This is a genomic window from Ruegeria sp. HKCCD4315, assembly GCF_013112245.1.
Classification (GTDB): domain Bacteria; phylum Pseudomonadota; class Alphaproteobacteria; order Rhodobacterales; family Rhodobacteraceae; genus Ruegeria.
On sequence record NZ_WVRN01000001.1, the window covers coordinates 855,887 to 880,231 of the forward strand.

General features: G+C 56.3%; 21 protein-coding genes. 2 read left to right on the plus strand and 19 right to left on the minus strand.

What is annotated here, in order from left to right; translation table 11 throughout:
- Positions 1-6 precede the first annotated feature (6 nt).
- From GS646_RS04260 to GS646_RS04325, 14 genes are all read right to left on the minus strand, one after another.
- Positions 7-2,418 (minus strand): ligase-associated DNA damage response DEXH box helicase, encoded by a 2,412-nt coding sequence (locus GS646_RS04260; RefSeq protein WP_171647551.1) that lies wholly within the window; start codon positions 2,416-2,418, stop codon positions 7-9.
- Positions 2,419-2,458: 40 nt separating this feature from the next.
- Positions 2,459-3,766 carry an ATPase gene (locus tag GS646_RS04265; protein ID WP_171186893.1) on the minus strand — a complete coding sequence of 436 codons (1,308 nt, stop codon included), beginning with the start codon at positions 3,764-3,766 and terminating at the stop codon, positions 2,459-2,461.
- A gap of 117 nt (positions 3,767-3,883) precedes the next feature.
- A complete protein-coding gene (locus tag GS646_RS04270; protein WP_171186891.1) occupies positions 3,884-4,429 on the minus strand; it encodes a prepilin peptidase in 546 nt (181 codons plus the stop codon).
- 3 nt (positions 4,430-4,432) lie between these two features.
- The gene (locus GS646_RS04275; protein WP_171186889.1) at positions 4,433-5,284 is read right to left on the minus strand and encodes a lipopolysaccharide assembly protein LapB; all 852 of its coding nucleotides are present in this window, start codon (positions 5,282-5,284) and stop codon (positions 4,433-4,435) included.
- 30 nt (positions 5,285-5,314) lie between these two features.
- Entirely contained in the window at positions 5,315-5,896 is a 582-nt protein-coding gene (locus GS646_RS04280; RefSeq protein ID WP_171186887.1) for a tetratricopeptide repeat protein, read from the minus strand.
- A 6-nt stretch (positions 5,897-5,902) separates the two neighbouring features.
- A complete protein-coding gene (locus GS646_RS04285) occupies positions 5,903-6,886 on the minus strand; it encodes a type II secretion system F family protein (RefSeq protein ID WP_171647549.1) in 984 nt (327 codons plus the stop codon).
- 9 nt (positions 6,887-6,895) lie between these two features.
- Positions 6,896-7,864, minus strand: a complete 969-nt coding sequence (locus GS646_RS04290; protein ID WP_171186884.1) for a type II secretion system F family protein — start codon at positions 7,862-7,864, stop codon at positions 6,896-6,898.
- An 11-nt stretch (positions 7,865-7,875) separates the two neighbouring features.
- The gene (locus GS646_RS04295) at positions 7,876-9,318 is read right to left on the minus strand and encodes a CpaF family protein (protein ID WP_171094170.1); all 1,443 of its coding nucleotides are present in this window, start codon (positions 9,316-9,318) and stop codon (positions 7,876-7,878) included.
- A gap of 24 nt (positions 9,319-9,342) precedes the next feature.
- Positions 9,343-10,581, minus strand: coding sequence for an AAA family ATPase (locus tag GS646_RS04300; RefSeq protein ID WP_171186882.1), 1,239 nt, complete (start codon positions 10,579-10,581; stop codon positions 9,343-9,345).
- A 199-nt stretch (positions 10,582-10,780) separates the two neighbouring features.
- Positions 10,781-11,407, minus strand: a complete 627-nt coding sequence (locus tag GS646_RS04305) for an OmpA family protein (protein WP_171186880.1) — start codon at positions 11,405-11,407, stop codon at positions 10,781-10,783.
- A 17-nt stretch (positions 11,408-11,424) separates the two neighbouring features.
- Positions 11,425-12,831, minus strand: a complete 1,407-nt coding sequence (locus GS646_RS04310; RefSeq protein ID WP_171186879.1) for a type II and III secretion system protein family protein — start codon at positions 12,829-12,831, stop codon at positions 11,425-11,427.
- A 194-nt stretch (positions 12,832-13,025) separates the two neighbouring features.
- The gene (cpaB, locus tag GS646_RS04315; protein WP_171186877.1) at positions 13,026-13,907 is read right to left on the minus strand and encodes a Flp pilus assembly protein CpaB; all 882 of its coding nucleotides are present in this window, start codon (positions 13,905-13,907) and stop codon (positions 13,026-13,028) included.
- A gap of 291 nt (positions 13,908-14,198) precedes the next feature.
- On the minus strand, positions 14,199-14,438 hold the full coding sequence (locus GS646_RS04320; protein ID WP_171186689.1) for a hypothetical protein: 240 nt from the start codon (positions 14,436-14,438) through the stop codon (positions 14,199-14,201).
- A gap of 295 nt (positions 14,439-14,733) precedes the next feature.
- The gene (locus GS646_RS04325; RefSeq protein ID WP_171186875.1) at positions 14,734-14,964 is read right to left on the minus strand and encodes a Flp family type IVb pilin; all 231 of its coding nucleotides are present in this window, start codon (positions 14,962-14,964) and stop codon (positions 14,734-14,736) included.
- 353 nt (positions 14,965-15,317) lie between these two features.
- Between GS646_RS04325 and GS646_RS04330 the strand changes: the two genes are divergently transcribed.
- Positions 15,318-16,184 (plus strand): lytic transglycosylase domain-containing protein, encoded by an 867-nt coding sequence (locus GS646_RS04330; RefSeq protein ID WP_171186873.1) that lies wholly within the window; start codon positions 15,318-15,320, stop codon positions 16,182-16,184.
- Between the two features lie 36 nt (positions 16,185-16,220).
- Here GS646_RS04330 and GS646_RS04335 read toward each other — a convergent pair whose 3' ends face one another.
- The 5 genes from GS646_RS04335 to tldD form a co-directional block, all read right to left on the minus strand.
- Positions 16,221-16,847, minus strand: coding sequence for a CoA transferase subunit B (locus GS646_RS04335; RefSeq protein WP_171186871.1), 627 nt, complete (start codon positions 16,845-16,847; stop codon positions 16,221-16,223).
- Positions 16,847-17,551: a CoA transferase subunit A gene (locus GS646_RS04340; RefSeq protein WP_171094159.1), complete on the minus strand. Its 705-nt coding sequence runs from the start codon at positions 17,549-17,551 to the stop codon at positions 16,847-16,849. Before GS646_RS04340 ends, GS646_RS04335 begins: the two co-directional genes overlap by 1 nt.
- A gap of 91 nt (positions 17,552-17,642) precedes the next feature.
- Complete coding sequence (gene topA / locus GS646_RS04345) at positions 17,643-20,261, minus strand: type I DNA topoisomerase (RefSeq protein ID WP_171186869.1); 2,619 nt, start codon at positions 20,259-20,261, stop codon at positions 17,643-17,645.
- Between the two features lie 180 nt (positions 20,262-20,441).
- Positions 20,442-21,566, minus strand: coding sequence for a DNA-processing protein DprA (gene dprA / locus GS646_RS04350; RefSeq protein ID WP_171186867.1), 1,125 nt, complete (start codon positions 21,564-21,566; stop codon positions 20,442-20,444).
- A gap of 237 nt (positions 21,567-21,803) precedes the next feature.
- Complete coding sequence (gene tldD / locus GS646_RS04355; protein ID WP_171647547.1) at positions 21,804-23,225, minus strand: metalloprotease TldD; 1,422 nt, start codon at positions 23,223-23,225, stop codon at positions 21,804-21,806.
- 176 nt (positions 23,226-23,401) lie between these two features.
- Between tldD and coxB the strand changes: the two genes are divergently transcribed.
- The gene (coxB, locus tag GS646_RS04360; RefSeq protein WP_171094153.1) at positions 23,402-24,313 is read left to right on the plus strand and encodes a cytochrome c oxidase subunit II; all 912 of its coding nucleotides are present in this window, start codon (positions 23,402-23,404) and stop codon (positions 24,311-24,313) included.
- Positions 24,314-24,345 lie beyond the last annotated feature (32 nt).

Genomic DNA, 24,345 nt, shown 5'->3' on the forward strand with positions numbered 1-24,345 from the left:
AGGGGATCAAAGCTGATCAAGCCCGGCCGCCTGCATCAGACGAGCGCTTTCCTCGGCCAGCAAACGCTCCTCTGCCGCGCCTTTGACAGGCACTTTCCCGACCTCCAGAAACAACGGAGCAGACAAAGGGGATACACGATCCAGCCGGAGCAGATCCACGCGGTCTCCGATCCGGTCCAGCATCGCTTCGATCCGGCCAAAATCAACCAGCCCACGCATGGCTTCTTCACGGGTGATCTGCATCAGCAGGTGGTCAGGATCGTATTTCATCAGGGTATCGTAAAGAATGTCCGACGAAAACGTCGCCTGCCGCCCGCTTTTCCTTTGTCCCAACGTATTACGTTCGATCAGGCCCGCTATGGTGGCAGAGGCCCGAAAGGTGCGTTTCATCACGGCATTGCCAGCCAGCCAGGTGTCCAACCCGGCGCGCAGCGCGTCGCGTTGAAGCAACGGGGTAGGGTCGGTGACAGCATCCAGACCCCAGATAAGCGTGGCGTAGTCAGTCGCAACAAAGCCCATCGGGGCCAAGCCGGTATCTTCCATCCGTTTGGTTAGTAGCAGGCCGAGTGTTTGCTGGGCGTTGCGGCCGGCGAAACCATAAACGCATAGATGTTCCCGGCCGTCGCTTGGAAAGCTTTCGATCAGCAAGCGGTCGCGCTGAGGCAGGCGCGAGATCTGCCGCTGCAAGGCTAACCAGTCCGCAGTATGAGAAGGCAGTTGCGGCCAGTCCCTTTGGGCAAACATGCGCAGAATGCGGTCGCTGAGCTGGGTAGAGGTCGCGAATTTTGTGCCCGAGAAGGTCGCGATCTTAGGCTTGCGATCAGCGCGGCGGCTGACCTCGACCACCATTGCGCGAAGGCCCTCATATCGCACGATTTGCCCGCCAATCAAAAAGGTGTCGCCGGGCGTTAATGAGGCTGCAAAAGCTTCCTCAACCTCTCCCAACGGCTTGCCGCCCCGGCTGCGCTTAAGGCGCACCTTCAGAGTGTCTGTGTCTTGAATCGTCCCCAAATTCATACGAATGCGCGAAGCTGCGCGGGGATCACGCAACTGCCATTGCCCGTCGGCACGCTGTTGCAACCGCTGCCAGCGGTCGTAGGCCCTGAGTGCGTAGCCGCCGGTGGCACAGAAATCGAGACACGCGTCAAACGCGGGCCGGGCCAATCCTGCAAAAGGCCCGGCAGATGTCATCTCGGTGTAAAGGTCATCGGCGTCGAACGGTCCGGCACAGGCGGCAATCAGGATGTGCTGGCACAAGACATCGCGAGGGCCGGGACCGCGCGGTTCACCATCCAGATCATGGGCTTTTGCGGCCTCCAGCGCGGCGATGCATTCGACCACCTCAAACCGGTTGGCAGGCACCAAAAGGGCCTTGGAAGGCGCGTTATAGCGGTGGTTGGCGCGTCCGATCCGTTGAACCAGACGTTTGACATTCTTGGGTGCGCCGATCTGGATCACCAGATCCACATCGCCCCAATCAATGCCCAGATCCAAAGAGCCTGTGCAAACGATGGCGCGCAGATCGCCCCGGACCATCGCAGCCTCAACCCTCTCACGCTGTTGCCGGTCCAGGCTGCCGTGATGGATGCCAATCGGCAGGCCGTCGTCGTTTGCCAGCCAAAGGTTGTGAAAGAAGATTTCGGCCTGCGCGCGGGTGTTGTGAAAGATCAGCGTAGTTTTGTGTTGCCGGACCTGTTCGAGCACGGCGGGGATCGCATAAGCCGCGCCACCACCAGACCAAGGCGGCATCTCGACCGTTTCCAACATTCGGATGTCCGGGTCCGGGCCGGGATCTGCCTGTACGATTTGGCATGGGTCAGGATGGCGGGCCAGAAAACGGGCAATTGTACCAGGGTCCTCGACCGTGGCCGACAAACCAACGCGGCGCAGATCGGGGTTGAGGCGCTGCAGACGCGCCAAGGCCAGCATAAGCTGATCACCGCGTTTGCTTTCTGCCAACGCGTGAATTTCATCAACGATGATCCGCTGCACCCCATCAAACATACATGGCGCATCCTCGTAAGAGGTCAACAGGGCCAGACTTTCGGGCGTTGTCAGCAGGATATGAGGCGGATCTACGCGTTGGCGTTTCTTTTGAGTGGCTGAGGTGTCGCCTGTGCGATCTTCGATACGGATGGGCAGGCCGACTTCGTCCACAGGCGTACGCAGATTACGTTTAATGTCCGCCGCCAGTGCCTTGAGGGGTGAAACATAAATCGTATGCAGCCCGCGATGAAGGCCGTCAGAAAGCTCTGCCAATGTTGGCAGAAACCCGGCCATGGTCTTTCCGCCACCCGTCGGCGCGATCAGCAAGGTCGCGGGGTCTTGCGCCCGGTTGAACATCTCATGCTGATGCGGGTGAATGGACCAGCCTTTGGCGGAAAACCATGTGCCAATCCGAGCGGGAATCTGCGTCATGAACACAGATTACCCGCCCGGCGGAGGAATTGGCATGGCGTTATTTGACGATTTTTTCGTCTTTTACGAACATGTTGGCCCAAGCGCGGTCGATCAGTTCGGGGCTCATCTGATAGGGGATGCCTTCGAACTCGCAGATCGAGATCATCTGATCGATCAGGAAGATCGGTTGATAGTTGGCGTAGATGTTGTTGATGGTCGGGTATTTGACCTTCAGCAGATGCACCAGCGCTGCCTCATCCAGCGGCATTCCGCGTTTGCGGGCCACCATGGCAAAGATTTTCAGGAAGTTTTCCTGGTTCGGACCGTCGATTTTGATTTTGAAGAAGATCCGGCGCAACGCCGCTTGGTCGAAGATCTCGTTCGGGTGGAAGTTGGTCGAGAAGATGACCAGCGTGTCAAACGGCACTTCGAATTTCTCACCCGATTGCAGGCCAAGGATATCCTTGTTCTCTTCCAGCGGAACGATCCAACGGTTCACCAGCGCCTGTGGTGGTTCGGCCTGACGGCCAAGGTCATCCACGATGAAGATGCCGCCGGTCGATTTCAGCTGCAGTGGGGCCTGATATGTGCGCGCGGTCGGGTTGTAGACTAGATCCAGCATGCTCAGCGACAGTTCACCACCGGTCACAACGGTGGGTCGTTCACATTGGACGTAGCGCGAATCAAATCGTTTGCGGCGACGCAGGCTGTTGGGGTCGTCTGGCTCTTGCTCGATCGCAGTGTGTACGATCGGATCATAGACGGTGATCACCTGACCGGCATATTCGATGGCGTAAGGCACATAGACGTTGTCCCCAAGCGCGTCGCGGATACCGTTCGAAATCGAGGATTTACCGTTACCCGGAGGGCCGTACATAAGGATCGACCGGCCCGCGCTGACCGCAGGGCCCAAGTGGTCCAGCAGACTGTCGGGCAGAACCAGATGACCCATTGCACCAACCAGTTGCTCTCGGGTGACTTGGATGTTGCGGATAGACTGGCGTTTGACCTGCTCGCGATACACGTCCAGCGGAACAGGCATTGCGCCGAAATACTCTGATTGGCTGAGCGCGTCCAATGCACGGGCCTTGCCGGCATCGGTCAGCTGATACCCCATCTCGTTACCACTGTTGGCATTCAGCGTTCCGGTCGCTTCCAGCAGCTTCTGTTCACGTGCTATGTCGACCAATTCTTGCGTTACGGAACCGGGCAGACAGATGGCCGCTGCGATTTCGGAAACTGTGCTGGCATTTTTGCGGAAGACGGTTTTCAGCAGGATGTCCCGCATCATCACCAGCGGAAGTCTCATTTCACCCAATCCCTTAGGGGTAGGGGGGGCCATAACTGTGGAAGTCTGCATATTCATGCGCGTTGCTCGTTCGTCAAATTGTCACGCCAAATGCCCGAATGGGGGCGGTTTGGAGAAAAAGTGACCCAGCTTTGTGGCGGGACAAAGGCAATCGCAAGGCGTGCTGATGATAGTTTACGATCCGAGAACAGTGCCCAAAATCAGATACATGGCCAAAGATCCGGCCAGAGCCAGCCCCATTGGAAACTGTTTGCCACGATCCCAACTTTCCCAATGCGGCGCTATGGCTCGCAGCGGTGTGTGCTTGGCTAACCGATGTGTAACAACAGCGGCCAGAATACAGGCCATCAGGATCAATACGATCACCCTGAAGTCGTCTGACCAAAGAAATGCTGATGCTGCCGCCATGAACTTGGCGTCACCAGCGCCCATGGCTCCTGCGGCATTCAGAACGATACCTAAAAGCAAAATCACAACGATATGAAGCAGTTGCCAGCCATATACCGGCAACGACACAGACAGAGGCCCCAGACTTCCGCTCAGCCATTCCGAGGACCAGGGTGGAAGCGCGATCAGACCAACCACCACAAAGACGAGCGCCAGCGCGTAAACTGCGTGGTTTTTGATCCGCATGTCACGCATATCGGTGAAGGCGACGTAAAAACAGATCGGCAGCACAAACGGCAAAAACCAAGCCGCGGCGGCTGCGGGGATGTGCATGTATCAGGTCCCTTCAAGCGCACGAAGCGAGCGGACCGCTTCGTCAAAATGCTGCGGATGCGTTGCGATCGCTTCGCGGAACAGGTTCTTGGCGGTGGTAACGTCGCCTTGCTTGACCGCTGAAATGGCCATCGTGTTCAACAGCCGTGCGCGTTCGATCTGGCTCATCGGAACGACCGGCAAGCTATAATTTCCCTGCGCCGACCGAGCGAGGACAAGATTGTTCTTGGCAGTGAACAAAGAACTGTCCTGACGGATAGCGTCAGTGAACAGGCGTTCGGCCTCGGCATATTGCCCACGGGTCAGTTTTGAATAACCCCAGTTGTTCATCACACTGCCTGGCCGAGTGGTCAGACCTACAGCGGTTTCATAAAAGTGATCTGCCCGCTTCCATTCTTTGCGTGAATCCGCAACCACTGCTTCAAGGCGGTACCGTTTGAAGGTTTCAAAGGTCGGTGGAACGGAATCCAGCACCGTCTTGGCTTGTGCCCAGTCGCCGTTGCGAACCAATGCGTCTGCGTATTCGACTTTGTCAGCGGCGTTCGTGCCCTTCATAGTCGTCACGCGTTTCCAGGCGGTGGCGGCTTCGGTCGTGCGTTTGGCCCGGCCCAGTGAAATAGCCAGTCCGCGCTGAAGATCAATCCGGTCAGGGTTCTTGCTCGCGGCACCATGGAAATAGGTCACAGCCTCATTGGGGTCTGCTGCGTTCAGAAGCACATCGTTCAAGTTTGTTTCGTCAATGACGTTCACCTCTTGAAAGGTGCGTTCAACCTTTTCCTCTTCGGTTTCCTTTGCACAGGCCGAAAGGATCAGACCGCTGATAATGACAGTCGGAATCAAGAATTGCTGGCGCATTTTTTGCGTCCTTTACTGCTCTTGCCTCAATTACTGGATCTTGCGGAGCGTAAATTGCCCATCGCCCTGCTGTTCCAGTGTGTATTCTTGTTCTTGAACAGTAGTATTAACAGGATTTTCCATTTTTGCGAGTGCTAAGCGCAGATTGTCTCGGATTGCGTCACTTTCGCCATTGTCCAAAGCAAACGCCCGTTGAAACACCTGTGCGGCCTCGGGGTATTCCTGTTTTTCCATCAGCAGAACGCCCAGATTGTTCCAGGCAACCGGCCAGTCAGGATCGTCCTCAACGGCGCGGCGCAGCAGCGTTTCAGCCTGGCCCAGTCGTCGCAAGCCAAGATTGGCTGTACCCAGAGACGTCAGGATCTGAGTTGTCATACCCTGATCCAAAGCCGCGCGGGAAAAGGATTCCAATGCCAGTTCATATTCTCCGGCGGCCATTAACCTGTTGCCAACCGTTATGCTGTCTTCTGCTTGGGCATTGTGATCAACACCCGGTGCATCCAGACCGTTCGATGACGGCCCTTCCGTGCAGGAAGCCACCACAGCGCAAACTGTGGTGGCCCAGAGTATTCGGCGAACCCCGAGAGGGAAGCACCTGAATTCAGCTTTCATAGGGTTCTATCCGCCCGCGCGTCCAAAACTCGAAATGACCCTTACCGACGGACCAATCAGAATAATCAGCAGCGGCGGTACGGTCAGCATCATTGTGACAAGAGTCATCTTTGTCGGCAACTTGTTCGCAGCTTCTTCGGCGCGCATGACGCGCTTGTCACGCATCTCACCAGCGTAAACCCGCAGAGCTTCGGCAATGGATGTACCAAAAGTCGCCGACTGGATCATCACAGTCACAAACGAGTTCACATCCTGCACACCACACCGCATGCCGAAGTCACGTAGAACAGTGTCTTTGTCCTTACCGGCTTTCATCTCGTGGGCGACGATTTCGAACTCCTGCGCGATGTCGGGGTAGGAGGCGCTCATTTCGCTCGACACTCGAACGATGGCCTGATCCAGTGATTGTCCGGCTTCCACGCAAACCAGCATCAGGTCAAGCGTGTCAGGAAAGCCTGCGGTAATGGCCTCTTTCCGTTCTTCTACCCGACGCGTGATCCAATACTTGGGTGCGAAGTAACCAATCGCGCCTGGAACAAAGATCCGGATAATCATCTGTTGGCCGGTGAATTCCTGACCGCCGGAAAACACCGTAATCAAAAGAACTCCGACCAGGATACCAATAATACCCAGCGAAAACTGCGCGAAATGGAAGAAACGCACCGAGTCTTTCGACCGATAACCGGCCTGGCGCAGTTTCAGTTCAACGGCCGAGTATTCTTCTTCGTTTTTCGGCTCAAGGAACGTTGCAAATTTCTCAAGCTGCTCATTGCGGCTTGAGTTGCGAAGCCGTTCCTTTTTGTCCTTTGTTTGCTTTTTGGGGGCTGCGTTTGATCTTTGCAGTTTCTTCAACGGGTCTTCCGGCTGATTCATCATCAGAGAAACTGCCACGAGGATCATTATCAGACCCAGGATGCCGACAACGATAAGTGGCCCGAACTCGCCCAGATGCTGGGTCAACAGGTCATTGATGCTGGTCAGAAATTCCATGATGCGCCCTCAGACCTTGATGTTTGTGATGATCTTCATGACGATCAGGTTCAATGTCAGCATAATGGCGACAACGAAACAGGCGGGAATGAACCAGGGATGGTCCAATACGTCGTCATAATAGCCCGGGTCTTTGACCAGGATGAAAACCAAGCAGGCAAGCGGGAAGCCTGACAGAAACTTGCCGGACCACTGGGCCTCGGCGGTGATGGCCTTCACACGGCGGAAGAGGCGGAAGCGAGCCCGGATCACTTGGGCGAGGCCGGCCAGAATTTCAGCCAAGTTACCCCCTGATTGCTGCTGAATGCCAACAGCTACGGCCAAAAAGCGTAGATCCTGCATGTCCAAGCGCTCGGCCATATCTTTCAACGCCTCGCCAACGTCGCGGCCATAGGCGCATTCGTCTGCAATGACCCCAAATTCGGTGCCAAGCGGATCCTGGACTTCGTTTGAAACTACTTGAATGGTCGAAACAAATGGGTTGCCGACGCGCAGCGAGCGGACCATCAGTTCAACCGCGTCAGGCAGTTGTTCTTCGATCATACTCATACGTTTCTTGGCCTTGTGATTGACCCACGCGTAAACGCCGCCGATACCAATCGCGATCGAGATTGCTGCCCGCAGCGCGGTATCTGTGGCTGTACCGATGCTCAGCCCGACAAAAGCGACGCCGGACACCAAAGCCATGATCATGATCAACTGGCGAGGTGAAAATGCAATCGCCGCCTTCTGAGCCTTGTCCGCGAGCAGGGAGTACAAGGGGATGCTTTGCGATTTCATATGCTGCTGCATTTCTTTGCGCAGCTGTTCCAGCACCTGTTCGCGACCAGCACCCTTTTCCAACATGTCCAGGCGGCGATTTACTCGGCTGTTCAGGCTGATGGACTTGCCAAAGGCGACAAGATAAATCCCTTCAACCAGGGCAAGAACCCCCACAAAGATGGCGACATAAATGATCGCCTCCATAGGCAATTGCATACCCGGTTCTCCTACATTGTGGTTGGGTCGTAGATCGACGCAGGCAGATCAAAGCCCCATAGACGGAAGCGTTCCGAATAGTGGCTGCGCACGCCGGTTGCGGTGAAATGCCCGATGATCTTGTTGTCGGGTGTCAGGCCAACGCGTTGAAAACGAAAGATTTCCTGCATCGAAATCACATCGCCTTCCATGCCCGTAATCTCGGTGATTGAGGTCATGCGTCGCGAACCGTCCTGCAGACGGCTTGCCTGTACGATCAAGTTCACAGCGGACGAAATCTGGCTGCGGACGGCCTTGATCGGCATTTCGATCCCGGCCATGGCGATCATGTTTTCCAGACGCGAAATCCCGTCACGGGCCGAGTTGGCGTGGATCGTGGTCATTGATCCATCGTGTCCGGTGTTCATCGCCTGCAACATGTCGATCACTTCCGCGCCACGCGTCTCACCCACGATGATGCGGTCAGGGCGCATACGCAGGGCGTTTTTCAGACAGTCGCGCGGGCTGACTTCGCCTTTGCCTTCCACGTTGGGCGGGCGGCTTTCCATCCGACCCACATGAGTCTGTTGCAGCTGAAGTTCTGCCGTATCCTCGATGGTCAGAATACGCTCGGCATCATCGATAAAACTGGAAAGCGCGTTCAGCGTCGTGGTTTTACCCGAACCGGTACCGCCGGAAACAATCACGTTCAGGCGGGTTGACACTGCGGCTTGCAAATATGCGGCCATTTCTTCGGTGAACGCGCCGAAATTGACCAGATCGTCGATGCCAAGCTTGTCTTTCTTGAACTTACGAATCGAAACCAGCGATCCATCCACGGCAATTGGTGGAACCATGGCGTTAAAACGCGATCCATCCGCCAGTCGGGCGTCAACGTAAGGGTTTGATTCGTCGACACGACGGCCCACAGCGGACACGATCTTGTCGATGATCCGCATCAGGTGTTTTTCGTCCTTGAACGTAATGTCGCTGAGTTCCAGCTTACCGGCGCGTTCCACGAAAATCTGTTGGGGGCCGTTCACCAGAATATCGTTGACCGTATCGTCCTGCAGCAGAGTTTCGAGCGGGCCGAGGCCCGTCACCTCGTCATATAGTTCCTTGTTCAACTGCGACCGGTCTTCGCGGTTCAGAACAATATTCCTGGTTTCCAGCACCTCACTGGCAATTGCGCTGATTTCAGCACGCAATTCAGCTTCGCCCGCGTTTTCCAACGCGGCAAGGTTCAGGTTCTCCAGCAGTTCCCGGTGCAGTTCGATTTTGATCTCGCCCAGCCGTTCCTTGCGTTTGCGATCACGATCAGAACCCGCAACCTCGCCGGGTTTCTTCTTTTGGGGTTTGCGTGCAACCGCAGTCGTAGTCGCGGGGGCCTCTGCAACGGGCGCTGCCGGCTCGGCAGTTTGTGCCGGCGTTTTCACGGGCTGTGCAGCGGACGGTTTTTTATATCTTGAAAACACGGCAGGTACCCCTTTGGTAAGTTGTTACGCAGCTTCTTCGGCGCTGCTGCTACCAAGGCTGTGAAGCGATTTCGCCAGTTTCGCGATTTCCCGGCGCAATGGATTTTTGGCGGCCGAGTTTGCCAGCGGGAGACCGTGGTCACCGCTTTGCATGACTGGTTTGCCCCCGTCGGGCAATTGCAGATCAATTGAGATACCAAGGCTTTCGCCCATACGCTTTACCCGGCTCTTACCGTTGAGATCGGTAAACTTGGGCGCGCGGTTCAGCGCAAAGCGCAGTTTGTTGAACGGCAGCTCTTCTGCTTGCAAGGCGCGTTTCAAACGCAATGCATTCTGAGCGGAACGCATGTCCAGTTCGATCATAGCGAAGTACACATGTGCTGCCTGCAACACAGTTTCTGACCACAGGACCAGCGTTTTGGGCATATCTACGATGACATAGTCAAAATGCGCACGGGCCATGTCGATGACACGCTGAATATCGTCTGGCGTAATCAGATCCAATGGCACCATATCGGACGGCGCTGTCAGTACTTGCAGCTTTTCTTCATATGTTTGAAGGGCTTGCGAAAAAACTTCGTTGTCCATCGACTCTGTGTCTGACAACATCTCAAAGACCGTTTCGCGCCGCGGAAGGTCCAGATAGGTGGACACGGTCCCGTACTGCAGATCCAGATCGATTAGGCAAACAGACGGTGCATCTTTGTCCGACGCGCAGGCAAGCTCCCAGGCCAGGTTGACGGCCATAGTGGTCGCGCCCACACCGCCAGCCAGTCCGTGTACAACGAACAACGCCCCCTCTTTTGAGTCCCCTTTGGCCAAAGGCACTGCGGCGGCCTGTGCGACTGCGACTGGGTCGGGCTGCTTCATGCGCTCAATCGCTTCCTGCAATTCACCTTCCGGAAGTGGGTAGGGGACGAATTCGTCAGCGCCCTTACGCAGCAGTTGATGCAGCGAGGCGGGAGTTACATCCTCGGCGATCAGGACAACTTTGATCTTCTTTTCCTTGGCCTGGGTGATGATCTCACCCATCAGCGAGAGATTGTCCTCATCCTCTCCGTCGATAGCCAATGCCACAAATTCAAGAGTTTCAGCTTCTGGTTGGCTGAAAAAGGCCAGCGCCTCGGCAAAGCCCAGATCACCCCAACGCTCTCCAAGAATGGCCTCCATGTCTTCGATCAAAAGGTCGAAATTCTGGACATCCCGGCTTATGGTGCAGGCCAAAATTGCTGAATTGTCATCTTGCGGCGTCGCGCTGGTCATAAACACTATCCTCGTCGTGAGGGCTCAGCATGTCATATGAACGAAATCCGCCAGATTGATGTGCTGTCGCCCCAATACGGTCAAATTTGGCCGCAGGTCACCCTATTGTTCACAATGTTGCTTTGAAGTTGGGCGAGAATTGGGCGCAAAAGAACCAATTGTAGGGAAATGGGCGACGATGCCGCCCATTTCGAGTGAATTATCCACCTTCACCGTCTTCTGCAGTCACGTCTTCGACCAAGCTTCTTGCGGTCGCGCTTTCTACATACTCGCGGTAAATGACTTCGGCGTATTTACCGTCCAGAAGCTGTCGGTTGCCATCAACAAAGCCCGAAACTTCTGTCACAGTCCGGCGGTTACGGCGATCACGTTCCTGGGTGGCGATCAAAGGCTGAGCCTTGCCAAAGGACACGACGGCTTCCAAGCGGGATCGTGAAATCCCTTGCCGTTCAAGGAAGCTCACGACGGCCTGAGCCCGGCGCATACCCAGACTTTTGTTGTAGCTGGTCGAGCCTACGGCGTCGGTGTGACCATAGACTCGGAACCGGGCTTCGGGGAACTGTTTGATCCAGTCGGCCTGTTGCAACAGAATCCGCTGGGCGGATGCGTCCAGTTGTGAGCTATTAAAGGCAAAGTTCACTTGGCTTGGTACATCCGCAGCAAATCGACGGCTGAGGATCTGGGCGTATGTCAGTTCGCCGTTCTGAACCTGGATATTGTTCAATGTCGCGTTTCCGAAGGTTCCAGCATCGATCTCGTATCCTGCTTCACGCGTACATGCGGCAACAGCGACCGTAAGACCCAGTGTGATTATCCACTTCTGCATTGGTCCGATCCTCCTGATCAATCTAGGACATAGCCGTAGGAGCTACCGAAGTCCTGACGGGCAACCTCGGATGCGCCTCCAGCTCCGGCACGCTGTGTGCGCGCAACTTGGCCGTTAACGAACAGGTCAAATTCGCTGGGCGGTTTGACCCGGTCGGTTGGAAGCGCCAGTGCTTCGCCGCGTGTAGGCGTGACCAAGTGCGCAGTGATGATGACCACAAGCTCGCTCTGCTCGCGCCGATAGTCGGCGCTGCGGAACAGGGCGCCCAGTATCGGGACATCACCCAGCCACGGAACTTGGTTACTTAGATCCGCAAAGTCGTCTTGGATCAGACCCGCAATGGCAAAGCTCTCACCGTCACGCAGTTCAATCGTGGTTTTTGCGCGGCGCGTGATGAAGCTAGGAACCGAGTCACCGTTGATGGTGAAGTCCGAGCTGCTATCGATGCTTGAGACCGCAGTGGCCATTTCCAGGTTGATCAGGTCGCCATCCACCACGCGGGGGATAAAGTCCATCTCAACACCGAAGGGTTTAAACTCGATGGTCACCACACCTTCTTCCTGCGGGACCGGAATTGGAACCTCACCACCGGCGAGGAAGGATGCCTCTTGCCCAGACAGGGCCGACAGGTTGGGTTCCGCCAGGCTGCGGGCAAGACCTTTGGTTTCAAGGGCTTCCAGCAACAGACGAACCTGTGTCGAGCCTGCGCCAAAGCCAAACAGAATCGCACCGGTGTTCGCCTGAAGTGCCGGAATGTTGTTGTTCAAGGCGTTTGTCAGAGCGAACTGGTTGTTGAGCGTATTGAAGCCACCAGTCGTGTCGCCACCGCCAAATCCAAGTGAAGCTGTAAGACTTTTCGCCACAGACCGGTTCATTTCTGCAAACCGAACCTTCAGCATTACCTGCTGAACGCCACCGACCGACATCAGATTCGAGACGCGTTCTGGTGCGTAGCGTTCGGCCAGTTCCAGAGCACGCGCCAGTTTGGCCGAGCCTGAAACTGTCCCGGACAAGACGATGCCGTCATTTGCTGTCCGAACTTCAATGGGTTCATCCGGCAGAATCTGACGCAAGCGTTCTTTAAACTCTGTAACATCTGGTGAAACACGTACGCGCACGTTGGCCAGCAAGTTGCCGGCCCCGTCAAACAGCGTCAGTGTCGTTAGGCCAGGGGCCTTGCCCAGAACATAAATTGTCCGGTCCGACAACGACGAGATGTCCGCGATGCCCGCATTTGCAATGCTGAGCTCTGCAAAGGGTTGCTCGCTTTCAACGACGATTGCGCGGTTCATAGGGACATCCAGCGTTTCCACTGTACCCTTTTTTACCACGCGCAAAGTTTCAGCCCAGGCGGCGTCGCCAACCGGACTAACAACAAGCGACAACCCCAGCAGGGTTGCGCTGATCCAGGAACGTATTGTCATGTGACCTGCCTCTCCGATCACGCCTCGTTTTTTTGGGTCTTATGCCCTATAGGTAAACAGACTGCGCGAATTCCAAATTTATTGCAATAATCAATGGTTTCTGGATTGTTCCTTATGTGGAGAATTGGCAACAATCATAAAAAAAGAACCGCACCCAAGGTGCGGCTCTGATCTTGTAAGGTTCTGAATTGGCGTCAGTTTGTGCAGGGAATTGGCACGTTGACGATCTCACCGCCGCGCCTGATGCGGGTTGTGCAAACCTCTTCAACTTTTTTTTCTGGTTCCGGAGCAGCAGCTTGAATACCAAGCAACGTGCGCTGGTCGACTTCAATCGTTGACGCGACAGATTCATCGGCGACACCAACAAGTGCCAAAGACAGTCGTCCAGAGTTCTGGGCTTGCGCCAGTGCTGCAACCTGCTGAGGTGTTGCTGCAACTGTGACCGTTCGGGCGATTGTCGTGCTGGTTACGTCGGAACCTGCTGTCTGGTCGACTGCGATCAGCTGTACATTGGCTTCGATCAATCTGGTAATCCCACCATTGCTACTTCCTTCAAGGGTGCCGCTGGTGCCGGTCCAGTAAATGTCAACATTGTCACCTGGACGCAAAAAGCCCGAAACACCCGAGGCAACGTCAACACTGATTGCGAATGCCCGCATTCCCTTTTCCAAGCGTGAAGTCAGCCCCGCCTTTTCACCGGGCTCGGTGATTTTGACAGCCATGATTGCTTCGTCTTTTTCCATCGTTCTCAGCACGAAACGCTCAGTGGGGCCACTTTCAGGGAACAATGCGGTGAGCTCCGAGAACGTGCCTTCCGGAATCGCGTTTTCCGGCCAATCCACAGCACGGATGTCTTCTTGGGTCAGACGTTCGCCATATCTCAGTGCGCGTTTCGAGACAAAGACAGTTACCGTTGGAATCACCTCGACCTGGGCGTTGGCCAGAGCTTCTTCTGCGGCCAGCCTTTGACGCGCCAGCTCGTTCTGGTAGGCCGAGATATAGTTGCGCGCCATATAGACTGCGCCACCGGCCAGAGCTACGCCGACAATCAGGACAAGTCCGAATACCGCTCGCATGCGAGTACCTCTTTATTTTGTTTGGTCGAACACTAAACGGCCAATAGGTCGCTTTGAAACAGCCTAATTCTTAAAAGCAAATTGTGTCGAAATGTGGGACAAATATGTCTGTTTGTCAGTTTCTACGCCAAAATTCGTACAATTTTCTGCTCGGGATATTGGGCTATAGGAGCGAACTTGGTTCGCAGTGTACGCAAAAAAAAAACGCCACGTCCCAAAGGACGTCGCGTTTTTTTAGCACGCCGATAACCCTATCCAGCTTAGGCAGGTGCAGGCAAGATGCGACCGGGCTTAGCCTCCGCCGCCTGCCGTGCCTTCTGTCACAATACCGCCGGGCGCGCTATTCGAGCCGGTGCTGACAACGGCAGCGTTCATGGCTTCGTTGGCATTGCCGCCGAGGCTGTCAACGCTGGAGCTAATCACAAGGTAAGTCGCGCCAGACAATCCAATGAGCACTGCCGTCAGCACCACCCAGTCAACTGTCACCGCTCCTGCTTCGTCCGACTTGAATCGGTCAAGGAACCTGAACATGTCTGTGTCTCCAATTTCTTTTCACAGTGTTTGCAATAGTTTTGACAAAAATGATTGCGCGGGAATGGCGGAAATTGGGCGAAACGTAGGTTTTATTGGCTTGAATTTGGGCAGATTTCTTTTTTGCTCTGGCCTTCATCAGGCAGGTGGTGGTTATCGCTCAGAGTTTCCTGGTCCAACTCCAAGATTCAGTCTGCGTATCGTTGTGGCGGGACATGGGGTACGCGCATATCACCTTAAATGAAAAAGGCCGCGCCAATGCGGCGCGGCCTCTGAATTCTGCTAGGTTAAAAGCTTAGTTGCTTTTACCTTCGCTAGTGATACCACCGGAGGTGCTATTGCTACCGGTGCTCAGCGATGCGGCGTTCAGCGCTTCGTTCACGCCGGTTGCCAGGCCAGTGGCGCCATCTTCGATCTGCTGGTATGCAACTGCTGCCAGGCCGATGACTGCTGCGGTCAGAACAACCCAGTCAACTGTTACTGCGCCGTCTTCGTCTTTGCGGAAGTTCTTGATGAACTTGATCATGTTACGTCCCTCCTAAAGGATCTAAATAAGTCTAATGAACCTCGGCGTCTTCCAGAGCTTTCTCTCTCAGTCCGCTCCCGTCCGTCTCGGTATGCATCTATGTTTGCCTGTGGGGCGTGGCAGGAATTGGGCCAAACGCAGATTTTTTTCCGTGCAACTTAACTTTTTGGTTAGAAAATCTGTAACATATTGAAAATTAATAATTAAAAATTCGATTGGGTGAGTTCTTCCTATCATGGGCGGTGCAAAATTGCGTCAAATGAGGCGAAATTGCCCCATTTCGCTTTGTTTTTCTGGCCTTGCGCGAAGATTCGGGGTTCAAATCGCCTAAAAAGAAAACAAGAGGCAGGCAAATGAATCTCCGGACCGCACTCCAATGCGCCGGTGTACTGGCGTTTCTCGTATCGGGTGTCACATCTGTAGATGCGACCGAGGTTGAACCGCGCGGCGTGTACAAACGGATCAAGGCGCCCCAACCGGGGCAGCGCCCTCGGGTGACTGTACAGATTACTGCAGAAGAACATGCGACGCAGCCCTCAGCACCCAGTACAGGGGCTGAGATTTCGGTGCCGGACGTTATTGCGCGCACCGAAGTTGCCCCGCCTGTTCAGCCGGACCTAAAACCCAAGCGTGATCCTAAAGGGTCGTACAAGGCGTTTTGGGACAGGATCTCGCCCGAGATCGCCCAAGGTGGGGCCGGGCGCCTGGATGCGGCTATTTCCGCCCTTGCTGCGACCAATGTCCGGTCGCCCCGCCTGCAAACACTCCAGAACATTGCGCAGCAGCAGGGCAAAGAGATTCTGCGTTCAACTGTTGGAACGAATGTTTCGCCCGCACTTGTCCTGGCAGTGATCTCGGTCGAGTCGGCAGGACGGGTAGATGCGATCAGTTCCGCAGGCGCGCAGGGCCTTATGCAGCTCATGCCCGCCACGGCAGCTCGTTTTGGTGTGAAAGACAGCCTTCAGCCAGACCAGAACATCGCCGGGGGTGTGAAATACCTCAATTGGCTGATGGAAGAGTTCGGGAATGATCCGATTCTGGTTTTGGCCGGGTATAACGCGGGTGAAGGGGCCGTGCGCAAACATAGTGGCGTTCCGCCTTACACTGAAACCCGCGACTACGTGCCCAAGGTTCTGGCGGCATTCCAGATCGCAAAGGCCTTGTGTGCCACGCCGCCCGATCTGATTTCTGACGGTTGCGTGTTCCAGACCTCAAACTGAATAAGGCCCGCCTTGATTCGGCGGACCTTTGTTCTTTTAAGAAACAAGTGTCGCTTGGGTCGAAGCGCGCATCTCGTCTTCGCTGACCCCATCGGCCAATTCGACGATCTTCAGCCCACCTTCGACCACATCCAGCACACCCAGATTGGTGATAATGCGATCGACCACGCCTTTACCTGTCAGGGGTAGGGTGCATTCTTTCAGTACCTTGCTGTCGCCGTGCTTGTTGGTGTGATCCATCACAACGATGACACGGCCGACACCAGCGACCAGGTCCATCGCGCCGCCCATGCCTTTCACCAGCTTGCCGGGAATCATCCAGTTTGCCAGGTCGCCTTTTTCATCCACTTCCATTGCGCCCAGGATCGCCGCAGCGATCTTGCCGCCACGGATCATGGCAAAGGATGTGGCGCTGTCGAAATAGGCGGTGCGGGAAAGTTCCGTGATCGTCTGTTTGCCCGCATTGATCAGGTCCGGGTCTTCTTCGCCTTCAAACGGGAAGGGGCCCATGCCCAGCATGCCGTTTTCGGATTGCAGGGTGATGTCCTTGTCACCCACATAGTTCGCCACCAGCGTCGGGATCCCGATGCCGAGGTTCACATACATGCCGTCTTCCAGTTCCTCTGCCGCGCGCGCGGCCATCTGATTGCGGTCCCAGGGCATTATGCGTCCTCCTTCTTGCGGGTGGTTCGTTGTTCGATGCGCTTTTCGTGATCGCCCTGAATGATGCGATGCACATAGATGCCGGGCAGGTGAATTGAGTCCGGATCCAATGAGCCGCGCGGAACGATCTCTTCTACTTCGGCCACGCAAATTTTACCGCAGGTCGCCGCGGGCACATTGAAATTTCGGGCGGTCTTGCGGAACACGAGGTTTCCGGTGTCATCCGCCTTCCACGCCTTGACGATGGCCAAATCGGCGAAGATGCCTTCTTCAAGGATGTAGGTCTCGCCGTTGAAGTCTTTGTGTTCCTTGCCATCGGCGATAACGGTGCCCACACCGGTTTTGGTGTAAAAGCCCGGAATACCAGCGCCGCCGGCGCGCATCCGTTCAGCCAGAGTACCTTGCGGGTTAAATTCCAGTTCCAACTCACCGCTCAGATACTGGCGCATGAATTCTGCATTTTCGCCGACATATGAGCTGATCATCTTTTTGACCTGCTTGGTCTGCAGCAGGATGCCGATTCCGAAATCGTCCACACCGGCATTGTTCGATGCAAAGCTCAGGTCTTTGACGCCCGAATCCTTGATGGCCTCAAGCAACAACTCCGGTATGCCGCACAGGCCAAACCCGCCTGCGGCAATCAGCATGCCATCCGACAGCACTCCGTCGAGCGCTTCAGAGGCATTGGCATAGACTTTCTTCATGGAAAACTCCCCCAATGACATGGTGATGGGCAGGTTGTGCCGCCACGTCATGGGGAAGTCAATGAAACCAAGGGGGTGTTGGTATTTCTACCTATTCCGCCGCCTTCTTGGTTGTCTTCTTGGCTGCCGCCTTCTTCTTTGGGGCTGCCTTTTTCTTGGTGCCCTTCTTGGCAGCGCGTTCGTTCACCAGTTCGATGGCCATTTCCTGCGTCACGTCTTCGGGCTTGATGTCCTTGGGGATGGTTGCATTGACCTTCTCCCACTTCACATAAGGCCCGTAACGCCCGTCCAGAACCTGCATCGCGCCGCCGTCGGGATGTTCACCCAAATCTTTTAGCGGTTTGGCAGCGGCCCGACGCCCGCGCCCTGGATTGGCGCGTTTTTCGGCCAGCAGTTCAACGGCGCGGTTCATGCCGATCTCGAACACATCGTTTGGGTCTTTGAGATTGGCGTAAACCGGCTTTGCCTCTTCCGGCAGTTGATGCATCAGGTAAGGGCCAAAACGCCCGAAATTCGAGCTGATCATGCCACCTTCCGGGTGTTCGCCGATCTGACGTGGCAGGGACAACAGCGTCAGTGCCTTGTCCAGATCCATGTCATCCTTGCTCCAACCACGCGGCAGAGAGGCGCGCGGTGGCTTCTTGTTCTCGGGCGTGGGTTCGCCGCGCTGAACGTAAGGACCGAAACGACCGGATTTCAGCCAGATCTCGTCCCCCGCATCTTCGCCCAGCAAACGTTCATCCCCTTCGGCACCTTCACCTGCGATTGGGCGCGTATAGGTACATTCGGGATAGTTGCCGCAACCGACGAAACCGCCCGTGCGCGAGGTTTTGAGATGCAGTTGGCCGGTACCGCATTTCGGGCAGATGCGCGGGTCCGATCCATCCTCACGCGGCGGGTACAGCTGCGGCGCCAGCGCTTCGTCCAACTTGTCCAGAACTTCGGATATCCGCAGCTCGGATGTCTCTCCGATAGCGGCCGAGAAATCGCGCCAGAACTTGCCCAGCAGGTCCTTATAATCGCGGTCTCCGGCGCTGACGTCGTCCAGTTCTTCTTCCAGATTGGCTGTGAATTCATAACCCACATATTGACGGAAGAAGTTCAGCAGAAAGATCGTGACGATCCGGCCCTTTTCTTCGGGGATCAACCGGTTCTTGTCCTTGCGCACATATTCCCGGTCCTGAATCGTCGTAACGATCGAGGCATAGGTTGACGGACGCCCGATCCCAAGCTCTTCCATCCGCTTAACCAAGGTCGCTTCGGTATAGCGGGGCGGCGGTTGGGTGTGGTGTTGCAACGCCAGAACGGATTCGTTTTCGGACAGGATCGCGGCTTTTTCTTCGGCTTTCGCGAACTGATCTTTCAGTGAGGTTTTGGCAAAACGTGCCGGATCGCCTTGCATGATCTGCGGCAAGCGCTTTTCGTCGTCATCGGCTACATCGTCGCGACCTTCTTCATAAACGCGCATGAAGCCATCAAACAGAACTACCTGACCAGTGGCGCGCAGGCCGACCTGACCGTCGTCGCTGCCGATCTCGACGGTGGTCCGCTCCAGTCGGGCGGCGGCCATCTGACAAGCAATTGTGCGTTTCCAGATAAGGTCATAAAGCTTGCGCTGATCCTCATCCGTGACCTTCAGCGCCTTTGCGTCGCGTGACATATCCGTTGGGCGGATACATTCGTGCGCTTCCTGTGCGTTCTTGGCCTTGTTCTTATACATGCGCGGGCTGTCCGGCACATATTCGGCGCCATAGCGGTCCGCGATTGTATCACGGGTGGCGGCCACGGCCTCGGGGGCCATATCGATGCCGTCGGTCCGCATATAGGTAATGTATCCAGCCTCATACAGCCGCTGGGCCACCTGCATCGCGTGGCGCGCACCCATGCCGAACTTGCGGCTGGCCTCTTGTTGTAAGGTTGACGTCATGAACGGCGCGCTGGGGTTGCGGGCTGCCGGTTTCGCTTCGACCGATGTGACGCTCAGCGCACGACTGGTGATCGCCTGCACCGCCAGTTCCGCCTGCGTGGCGTTGGCCAGATCGTGTTTATCCAGCTTTTTCCCGGCTAGCGTAACCAGCCGCGTCTCATAGGTCTGGCCGCGCGGTGTTTCGAAAAGCGCCTTAACCGACCAGTATTCAACCGGCTTGAACGCCTCGATCTCCATCTCGCGTTCGACGATCAGGCGCAGACAGACGGATTGCACGCGACCGGCGGACTTTGCTCCGGGCAGCTTGCGCCAAAGGACGGGAGAAAGGTTGAAGCCCACCAGATAGTCCAGCGCACGGCGTGCCAGATAGGCCTCGACCAGCGGCATATCGACCTCACGCGGGTTCTGCATCGCCTGGGTGACGGCTTCTTTGGTGATGGCGTTGAAGGTTACGCGGCTGACCGGCGTATCTTTCTTGATCGAACGGCGCTTGGTCAGAGCTTCTTGCAAGTGCCAGCTGATCGCCTCGCCTTCACGATCAGGGTCGGTTGCAAGGATCAGCGCGTTGTCTTCTTTCAGCGCGTCAGCGATGGCTTTGACATGCTTGCGGCTGTCATTGCCAACTTCCCACTTCATGGAAAATTCATGTTCGGGATCAACCGATCCATCCTTCGGAGGAAGGTCCCGCACATGGCCGTAAGAGGCCAAAACGGTGTAGCCGGGGCCGAGATATTTATTGATTGTTTTTGCTTTGGCCGGAGATTCTACAACAACTACAGGCATTTAAGGGGAAACCTCGCTCGACGAATTTGGCGCCTTCTATGGTGGTGCAAAATGTGTGGGGCAAGCGGGAATTGTCAATGCGTTCCTTTTGCAGGCTGAAAAGCAACGTGATTTCAGGCAACTATTACAGCTCTCGTGCCGTTAGATAGGCCGATGCCACGGTCTCGGTGGGCGGTTCGATCAGCCTGCCAGCGACAGCAGACCTCCGGGCTGGCGCTGGATTCGTCCATCCAGTTCCAGATCGACCAATGCGGGGCCAAGCTCACCAGCCGAAGCCGCAATGTCGCGCAGCAATTGGTCTTCTGCGATAGGTGAGGGGCCGAGCCGTTCGAGGATTTGAACGTGCAAGTCTTGGGACCTTGGTGCGGCGGGGGCAGGGGGCTGATCAGGCTTACGTGAAAACAGGTCGTCCTTTTGCGGCAGGGCTTCAATCACGTCCTCTGCCGACCGCACCAGAGTAGCACCATCCCGAATCAACAGATTGCACCCGGCGGCCCGCGCATCGAACGGGTGGCCAGGAACGGCCAGAACCTCGCGCCCCTGATCCAACGCATCGCGCGCCGTGATCAGACTGCCGGACTTGGCTGCAGCCTCGACCACGATTACGGCCTGCGCAAGGCCCGAGATGATCCGATTCCGACGAGGGAAGTGCCGGGCCTGAGGTGTCACGCCCATCGGTTGTTCCGACAGGCGCAGCCCGTTGGAGGCGATGTCATGGGCCAGTTCTGTATTCTCTGCCGGGTAAATCACATCCACGCCGCCCGCCATGACAGCAATGGTGCCGGAAGTCAGGGCTGCAATATGCGCTGCCGTATCTATTCCTCGGGCCAAGCCAGAGACAATGACATGTCCTTTGCCGCCTAAATCGGTCGCCAGCCCTCGGGCCATCCGTGCGCCAAGCGAGGAACAGTTTCGCGCGCCGACCATTGCAATAGCTGGCTGCTGCAGCAGAGATACGTTACCGATCGCCCACAGCATCGGGGGCGCATCGTTCAGATCATTCAAGGCTGCTGGGAAATCAGCGGACCCAAGGCACAAAAGCCGCGCTTTGGCGGCTTTTGCGGCCTTGAGTTCCGCCTCGATCACGCCAGGGGGGCAGATTTCATACCCATCTATTCCGGCGGCGCGTGCCATTTCGGGCAGCGCAGCCAGCGCGTTCTGCGCCGAGCCATGTTCCCGCAGAAGCCGGCGAAACGTCGCCGGACCAACCTTGCGAGAACGCAAAAGGCGAAGCCACGAAAACCTGTCCTCTTCCGTGGTGGGTGGGAGTGGGGGGTGATTGGAAGAAAGCTGCTCTTCGGTCATCCGGTGCTCCGCCTTGTTGCAAAACTGGTTTACAAGAGGGCGGGTTAACAGCCTGTAAATCGTAGAAAATTAGAGGCTTATTTTTTCGAACGTGCTATCAAAAACTCCCTAACGCGTTGGAAAATATACATTAAAATAAGTACGGATACTCCAGCGCAGAATAAGGCTTGCGGTCAGAGGGTAAGGCGTACGGGTGCAAGGTTAACCCTGCACCTGTGTTTTCCGTACTTTTCCGACTCAGGCCGCTGAGCCGCCTACGGTCAGACCGTCCATCAGCACAGTTGGCTGTCCGACCCCCACAGGCACCCATTGTCCATCCTTGCCGCAAGTGCCCATGCCGGGATCCAGTGCCATGTCGTTGCCAAGCCCCCGGATCCGTTTCAAAGCGGACGGCCCATCGCCAATCAGAGTGGCCCCTTTCACAGGGGCGCCGATCTTGCCGTTCTCCACCCGATACGCTTCGGTGCAGGAGAAGACGAACTTGCCGTTGGTGATGTCCACCTGTCCGCCGCCGAAACCCACGGCCCAGATGCCGTCCTTTATATCCGCGACCAAGGCCGCAGGGTCAGCCTCCCCTCCCAGCATGATCGTATTGGTCATACGCGGCATGGGTTTGTGCGCGTAGCTCTGCCGCCGCCCGTTGCCAGTAGGCGCAACGCCCATCAGACGCGCGTTCTGACGGTCCTGCATGTAGCCAGTCAAAATGCCATCCTCGATCAGCACTGTGCGCGAACTGGGCGTGCCTTCATCATCCACGCTGATCGAGCCTCGGCGGTCAGCAATCGTGCCGTCATCGACTACGGTTACACCTTTTGAGGCGATCTGCTGTCCCATGAGACCGGCAAAGGCCGAGCTGCCCTTGCGATTGAAATCCCCCTCCAACCCGTGGCCGATGGCCTCGTGCAGCAGAATACCCGGCCAGCCTGGGCCTAGCGCGACCTCCATCACCCCTGCAGGGGCTGGAACCGCATCAAGATTGACCACCGCAATGCGCAACGCTTCACGGGCTTTGGCCTGCCAGTCCTTCGGATCGATCAACCCGCTCAGGCCAACGCGGCCACCGCCACCTGCCGAACCACTTTCGCGGCGTCCGTTCTGTTCAACGATCACCGAAACATTCACACGCGTCATCGGGCGCACATCCCGCACCATCACGCCGTCAGGGCGCAGAATCTCGACCTCTTGAACAGCGGCTGAGATCATAGCGCTGACCTGCACCACACGCGGGTCCATATCGCGGGCAAAGGCATCGATCTCGCGCAGGGTTTCGATCTTGACCGGAAACGCGGCAGAGTCGATGGGATCTTCGTCGGTGTAGAGCCGCGTGTTGGTGGACCGGGGTGCCTCGGCCAGCGTCCCACCGCCGTCCCCAACGGCCAGCCGTGCAGTCTCGGCCGCGCGTTTCAGCGCGGGAATCGACACATCTGTGGAATGGGCGTAACCGGCCACTTCGCCTTGAACTGCGCGCAAGCCGAATCCCTCGGAGGCATCGTAAGACGCGGTGCGCAGACGCCCGTCATCAAACACCAAGGACTCGGATTTGCGACGCTCGACATACAGTTCTCCGTCTTCGGCCCCGGCGGTCGCCGATTGCAGAATAGACAACGCCTCATCATGCGGAAGGGCGCTTTCAAACGGGCGAAAAGGGGCGTCGGACATGGGTTGTGACCTTTCGGGTTTGATCCAGATCAAAAATAGCGTCTGTTTGACGCAAGCATTTTGCTTTATCTACCCGACGGAATATGGTTTTTAACGCGGCCAAAGACAACGGGAGAGGTGCGACCGATTCACACCTTTTCGCCAGGGACGCAAAGATCAAACGATCAGGACAGAACATGAAGAATGCTTTGATGCTTTCAGGGTTTATGACAGCCCTCTCCAGCCTTCCCGCCATGGCTCAGGAGCTTGAGATTATTGGCAAGCCGGTCGATGGCGGTATGGGCTTCCAGCCTGCGGCCACAAGCTTGGCCGATGGTATTCAGCGGCTGGACACAATGATTCTGGTGATCATCACCGTGATCTGTCTGTTTGTTGCGGGCCTGCTGCTTTACTGCATCGTACGTTACAACCAGCGTGCAAACCCGACCCCGGCGCGATTCTCGCACTATACCCCGGTCGAGATTGCCTGGACCCTCGGTCCGATCCTGATTCTGGTCTTCATTGGTGCGTTCTCGCTGCCGGTTCTGTTCAAGCAACAGGAAATTCCCGAAGGCGACATCACCATCAAAGTTGTGGGCAACCAGTGGTACTGGACCTACGAATATGTCGATCACGACTTTGCGTTCGACAGCTACTTGCTGGGCCACCCGGCCACATTGGACGAAGGTGCGCGCCCTGCAGATGCGGACGTGACCCCGTTTGTTCTGGATGACGCCATGCGCGCCAAGCTGGCAGATGCGGGTTACAGCGACGACGAATGGCTGCTGGCCACCGATACCGCAGTGGTCGTACCGGTTGGCAAGGTTATCGTGATGCAAGTGACCGCATCCGACGTGATCCATTCGTGGACCATCCCGTCCTTTGGCGTGAAACAGGACGGCGTGCCCGGACGTTTGGCTGAACTGTGGTTCGAAGCCGAGAAAGAAGGCGTTTACTTCGGTCAGTGTTCCGAACTCTGCGGCAAGGACCACGCCTATATGCCGATCACCGTCAAAGTGGTCAGCCAGGAAGCTTACGACGCATGGCTTCAGGGCGCGATCGACGAATATGCGGGTCTGCCGCAAAGCTATCAGGTCGCCTCGAACTAACTGAGCGACATGGGCGGGGATAACCCCTCCTT

What these genes read in the sequence shown, in the direction of transcription:
- GS646_RS04310 (WP_171186879.1), bottom strand. Translation starts at nt 12,831, where the DNA reads ATGACAATACGTTCCTGGATCAGCGCAACCCTGCTGGGGTTGTCGCTT.
- GS646_RS04285 (WP_171647549.1), bottom strand. Translation starts at nt 6,886, where the DNA reads ATGGAATTTCTGACCAGCATCAATGACCTGTTGACCCAGCATCTGGGC.
- GS646_RS04325 (WP_171186875.1), bottom strand. Translation starts at nt 14,964, where the DNA reads ATGATCAAGTTCATCAAGAACTTCCGCAAAGACGAAGACGGCGCAGTA.
- coxB (WP_171094153.1), top strand. Translation starts at nt 23,402, where the DNA reads ATGAAGAATGCTTTGATGCTTTCAGGGTTTATGACAGCCCTCTCCAGC.
- GS646_RS04335 (WP_171186871.1), bottom strand. Translation starts at nt 16,847, where the DNA reads ATGCCCTGGGACCGCAATCAGATGGCCGCGCGCGCGGCAGAGGAACTG.
- GS646_RS04300 (WP_171186882.1), bottom strand. Translation starts at nt 10,581, where the DNA reads ATGACCAGCGCGACGCCGCAAGATGACAATTCAGCAATTTTGGCCTGC.
- GS646_RS04330 (WP_171186873.1), top strand. Translation starts at nt 15,318, where the DNA reads ATGAATCTCCGGACCGCACTCCAATGCGCCGGTGTACTGGCGTTTCTC.
- GS646_RS04260 (WP_171647551.1), bottom strand. Translation starts at nt 2,418, where the DNA reads ATGACGCAGATTCCCGCTCGGATTGGCACATGGTTTTCCGCCAAAGGC.
- topA (WP_171186869.1), bottom strand. Translation starts at nt 20,261, where the DNA reads ATGCCTGTAGTTGTTGTAGAATCTCCGGCCAAAGCAAAAACAATCAAT.
- GS646_RS04290 (WP_171186884.1), bottom strand. Translation starts at nt 7,864, where the DNA reads ATGCAATTGCCTATGGAGGCGATCATTTATGTCGCCATCTTTGTGGGG.
- GS646_RS04320 (WP_171186689.1), bottom strand. Translation starts at nt 14,438, where the DNA reads ATGTTCAGGTTCCTTGACCGATTCAAGTCGGACGAAGCAGGAGCGGTG.
- GS646_RS04340 (WP_171094159.1), bottom strand. Translation starts at nt 17,551, where the DNA reads ATGAAGAAAGTCTATGCCAATGCCTCTGAAGCGCTCGACGGAGTGCTG.
- GS646_RS04305 (WP_171186880.1), bottom strand. Translation starts at nt 11,407, where the DNA reads ATGCAGAAGTGGATAATCACACTGGGTCTTACGGTCGCTGTTGCCGCA.
- dprA (WP_171186867.1), bottom strand. Translation starts at nt 21,566, where the DNA reads ATGACCGAAGAGCAGCTTTCTTCCAATCACCCCCCACTCCCACCCACC.
- GS646_RS04280 (WP_171186887.1), bottom strand. Translation starts at nt 5,896, where the DNA reads ATGAAAGCTGAATTCAGGTGCTTCCCTCTCGGGGTTCGCCGAATACTC.
- GS646_RS04275 (WP_171186889.1), bottom strand. Translation starts at nt 5,284, where the DNA reads ATGCGCCAGCAATTCTTGATTCCGACTGTCATTATCAGCGGTCTGATC.
- tldD (WP_171647547.1), bottom strand. Translation starts at nt 23,225, where the DNA reads ATGTCCGACGCCCCTTTTCGCCCGTTTGAAAGCGCCCTTCCGCATGAT.
- GS646_RS04270 (WP_171186891.1), bottom strand. Translation starts at nt 4,429, where the DNA reads ATGCACATCCCCGCAGCCGCCGCGGCTTGGTTTTTGCCGTTTGTGCTG.
- cpaB (WP_171186877.1), bottom strand. Translation starts at nt 13,907, where the DNA reads ATGCGAGCGGTATTCGGACTTGTCCTGATTGTCGGCGTAGCTCTGGCC.
- GS646_RS04265 (WP_171186893.1), bottom strand. Translation starts at nt 3,766, where the DNA reads ATGAATATGCAGACTTCCACAGTTATGGCCCCCCCTACCCCTAAGGGA.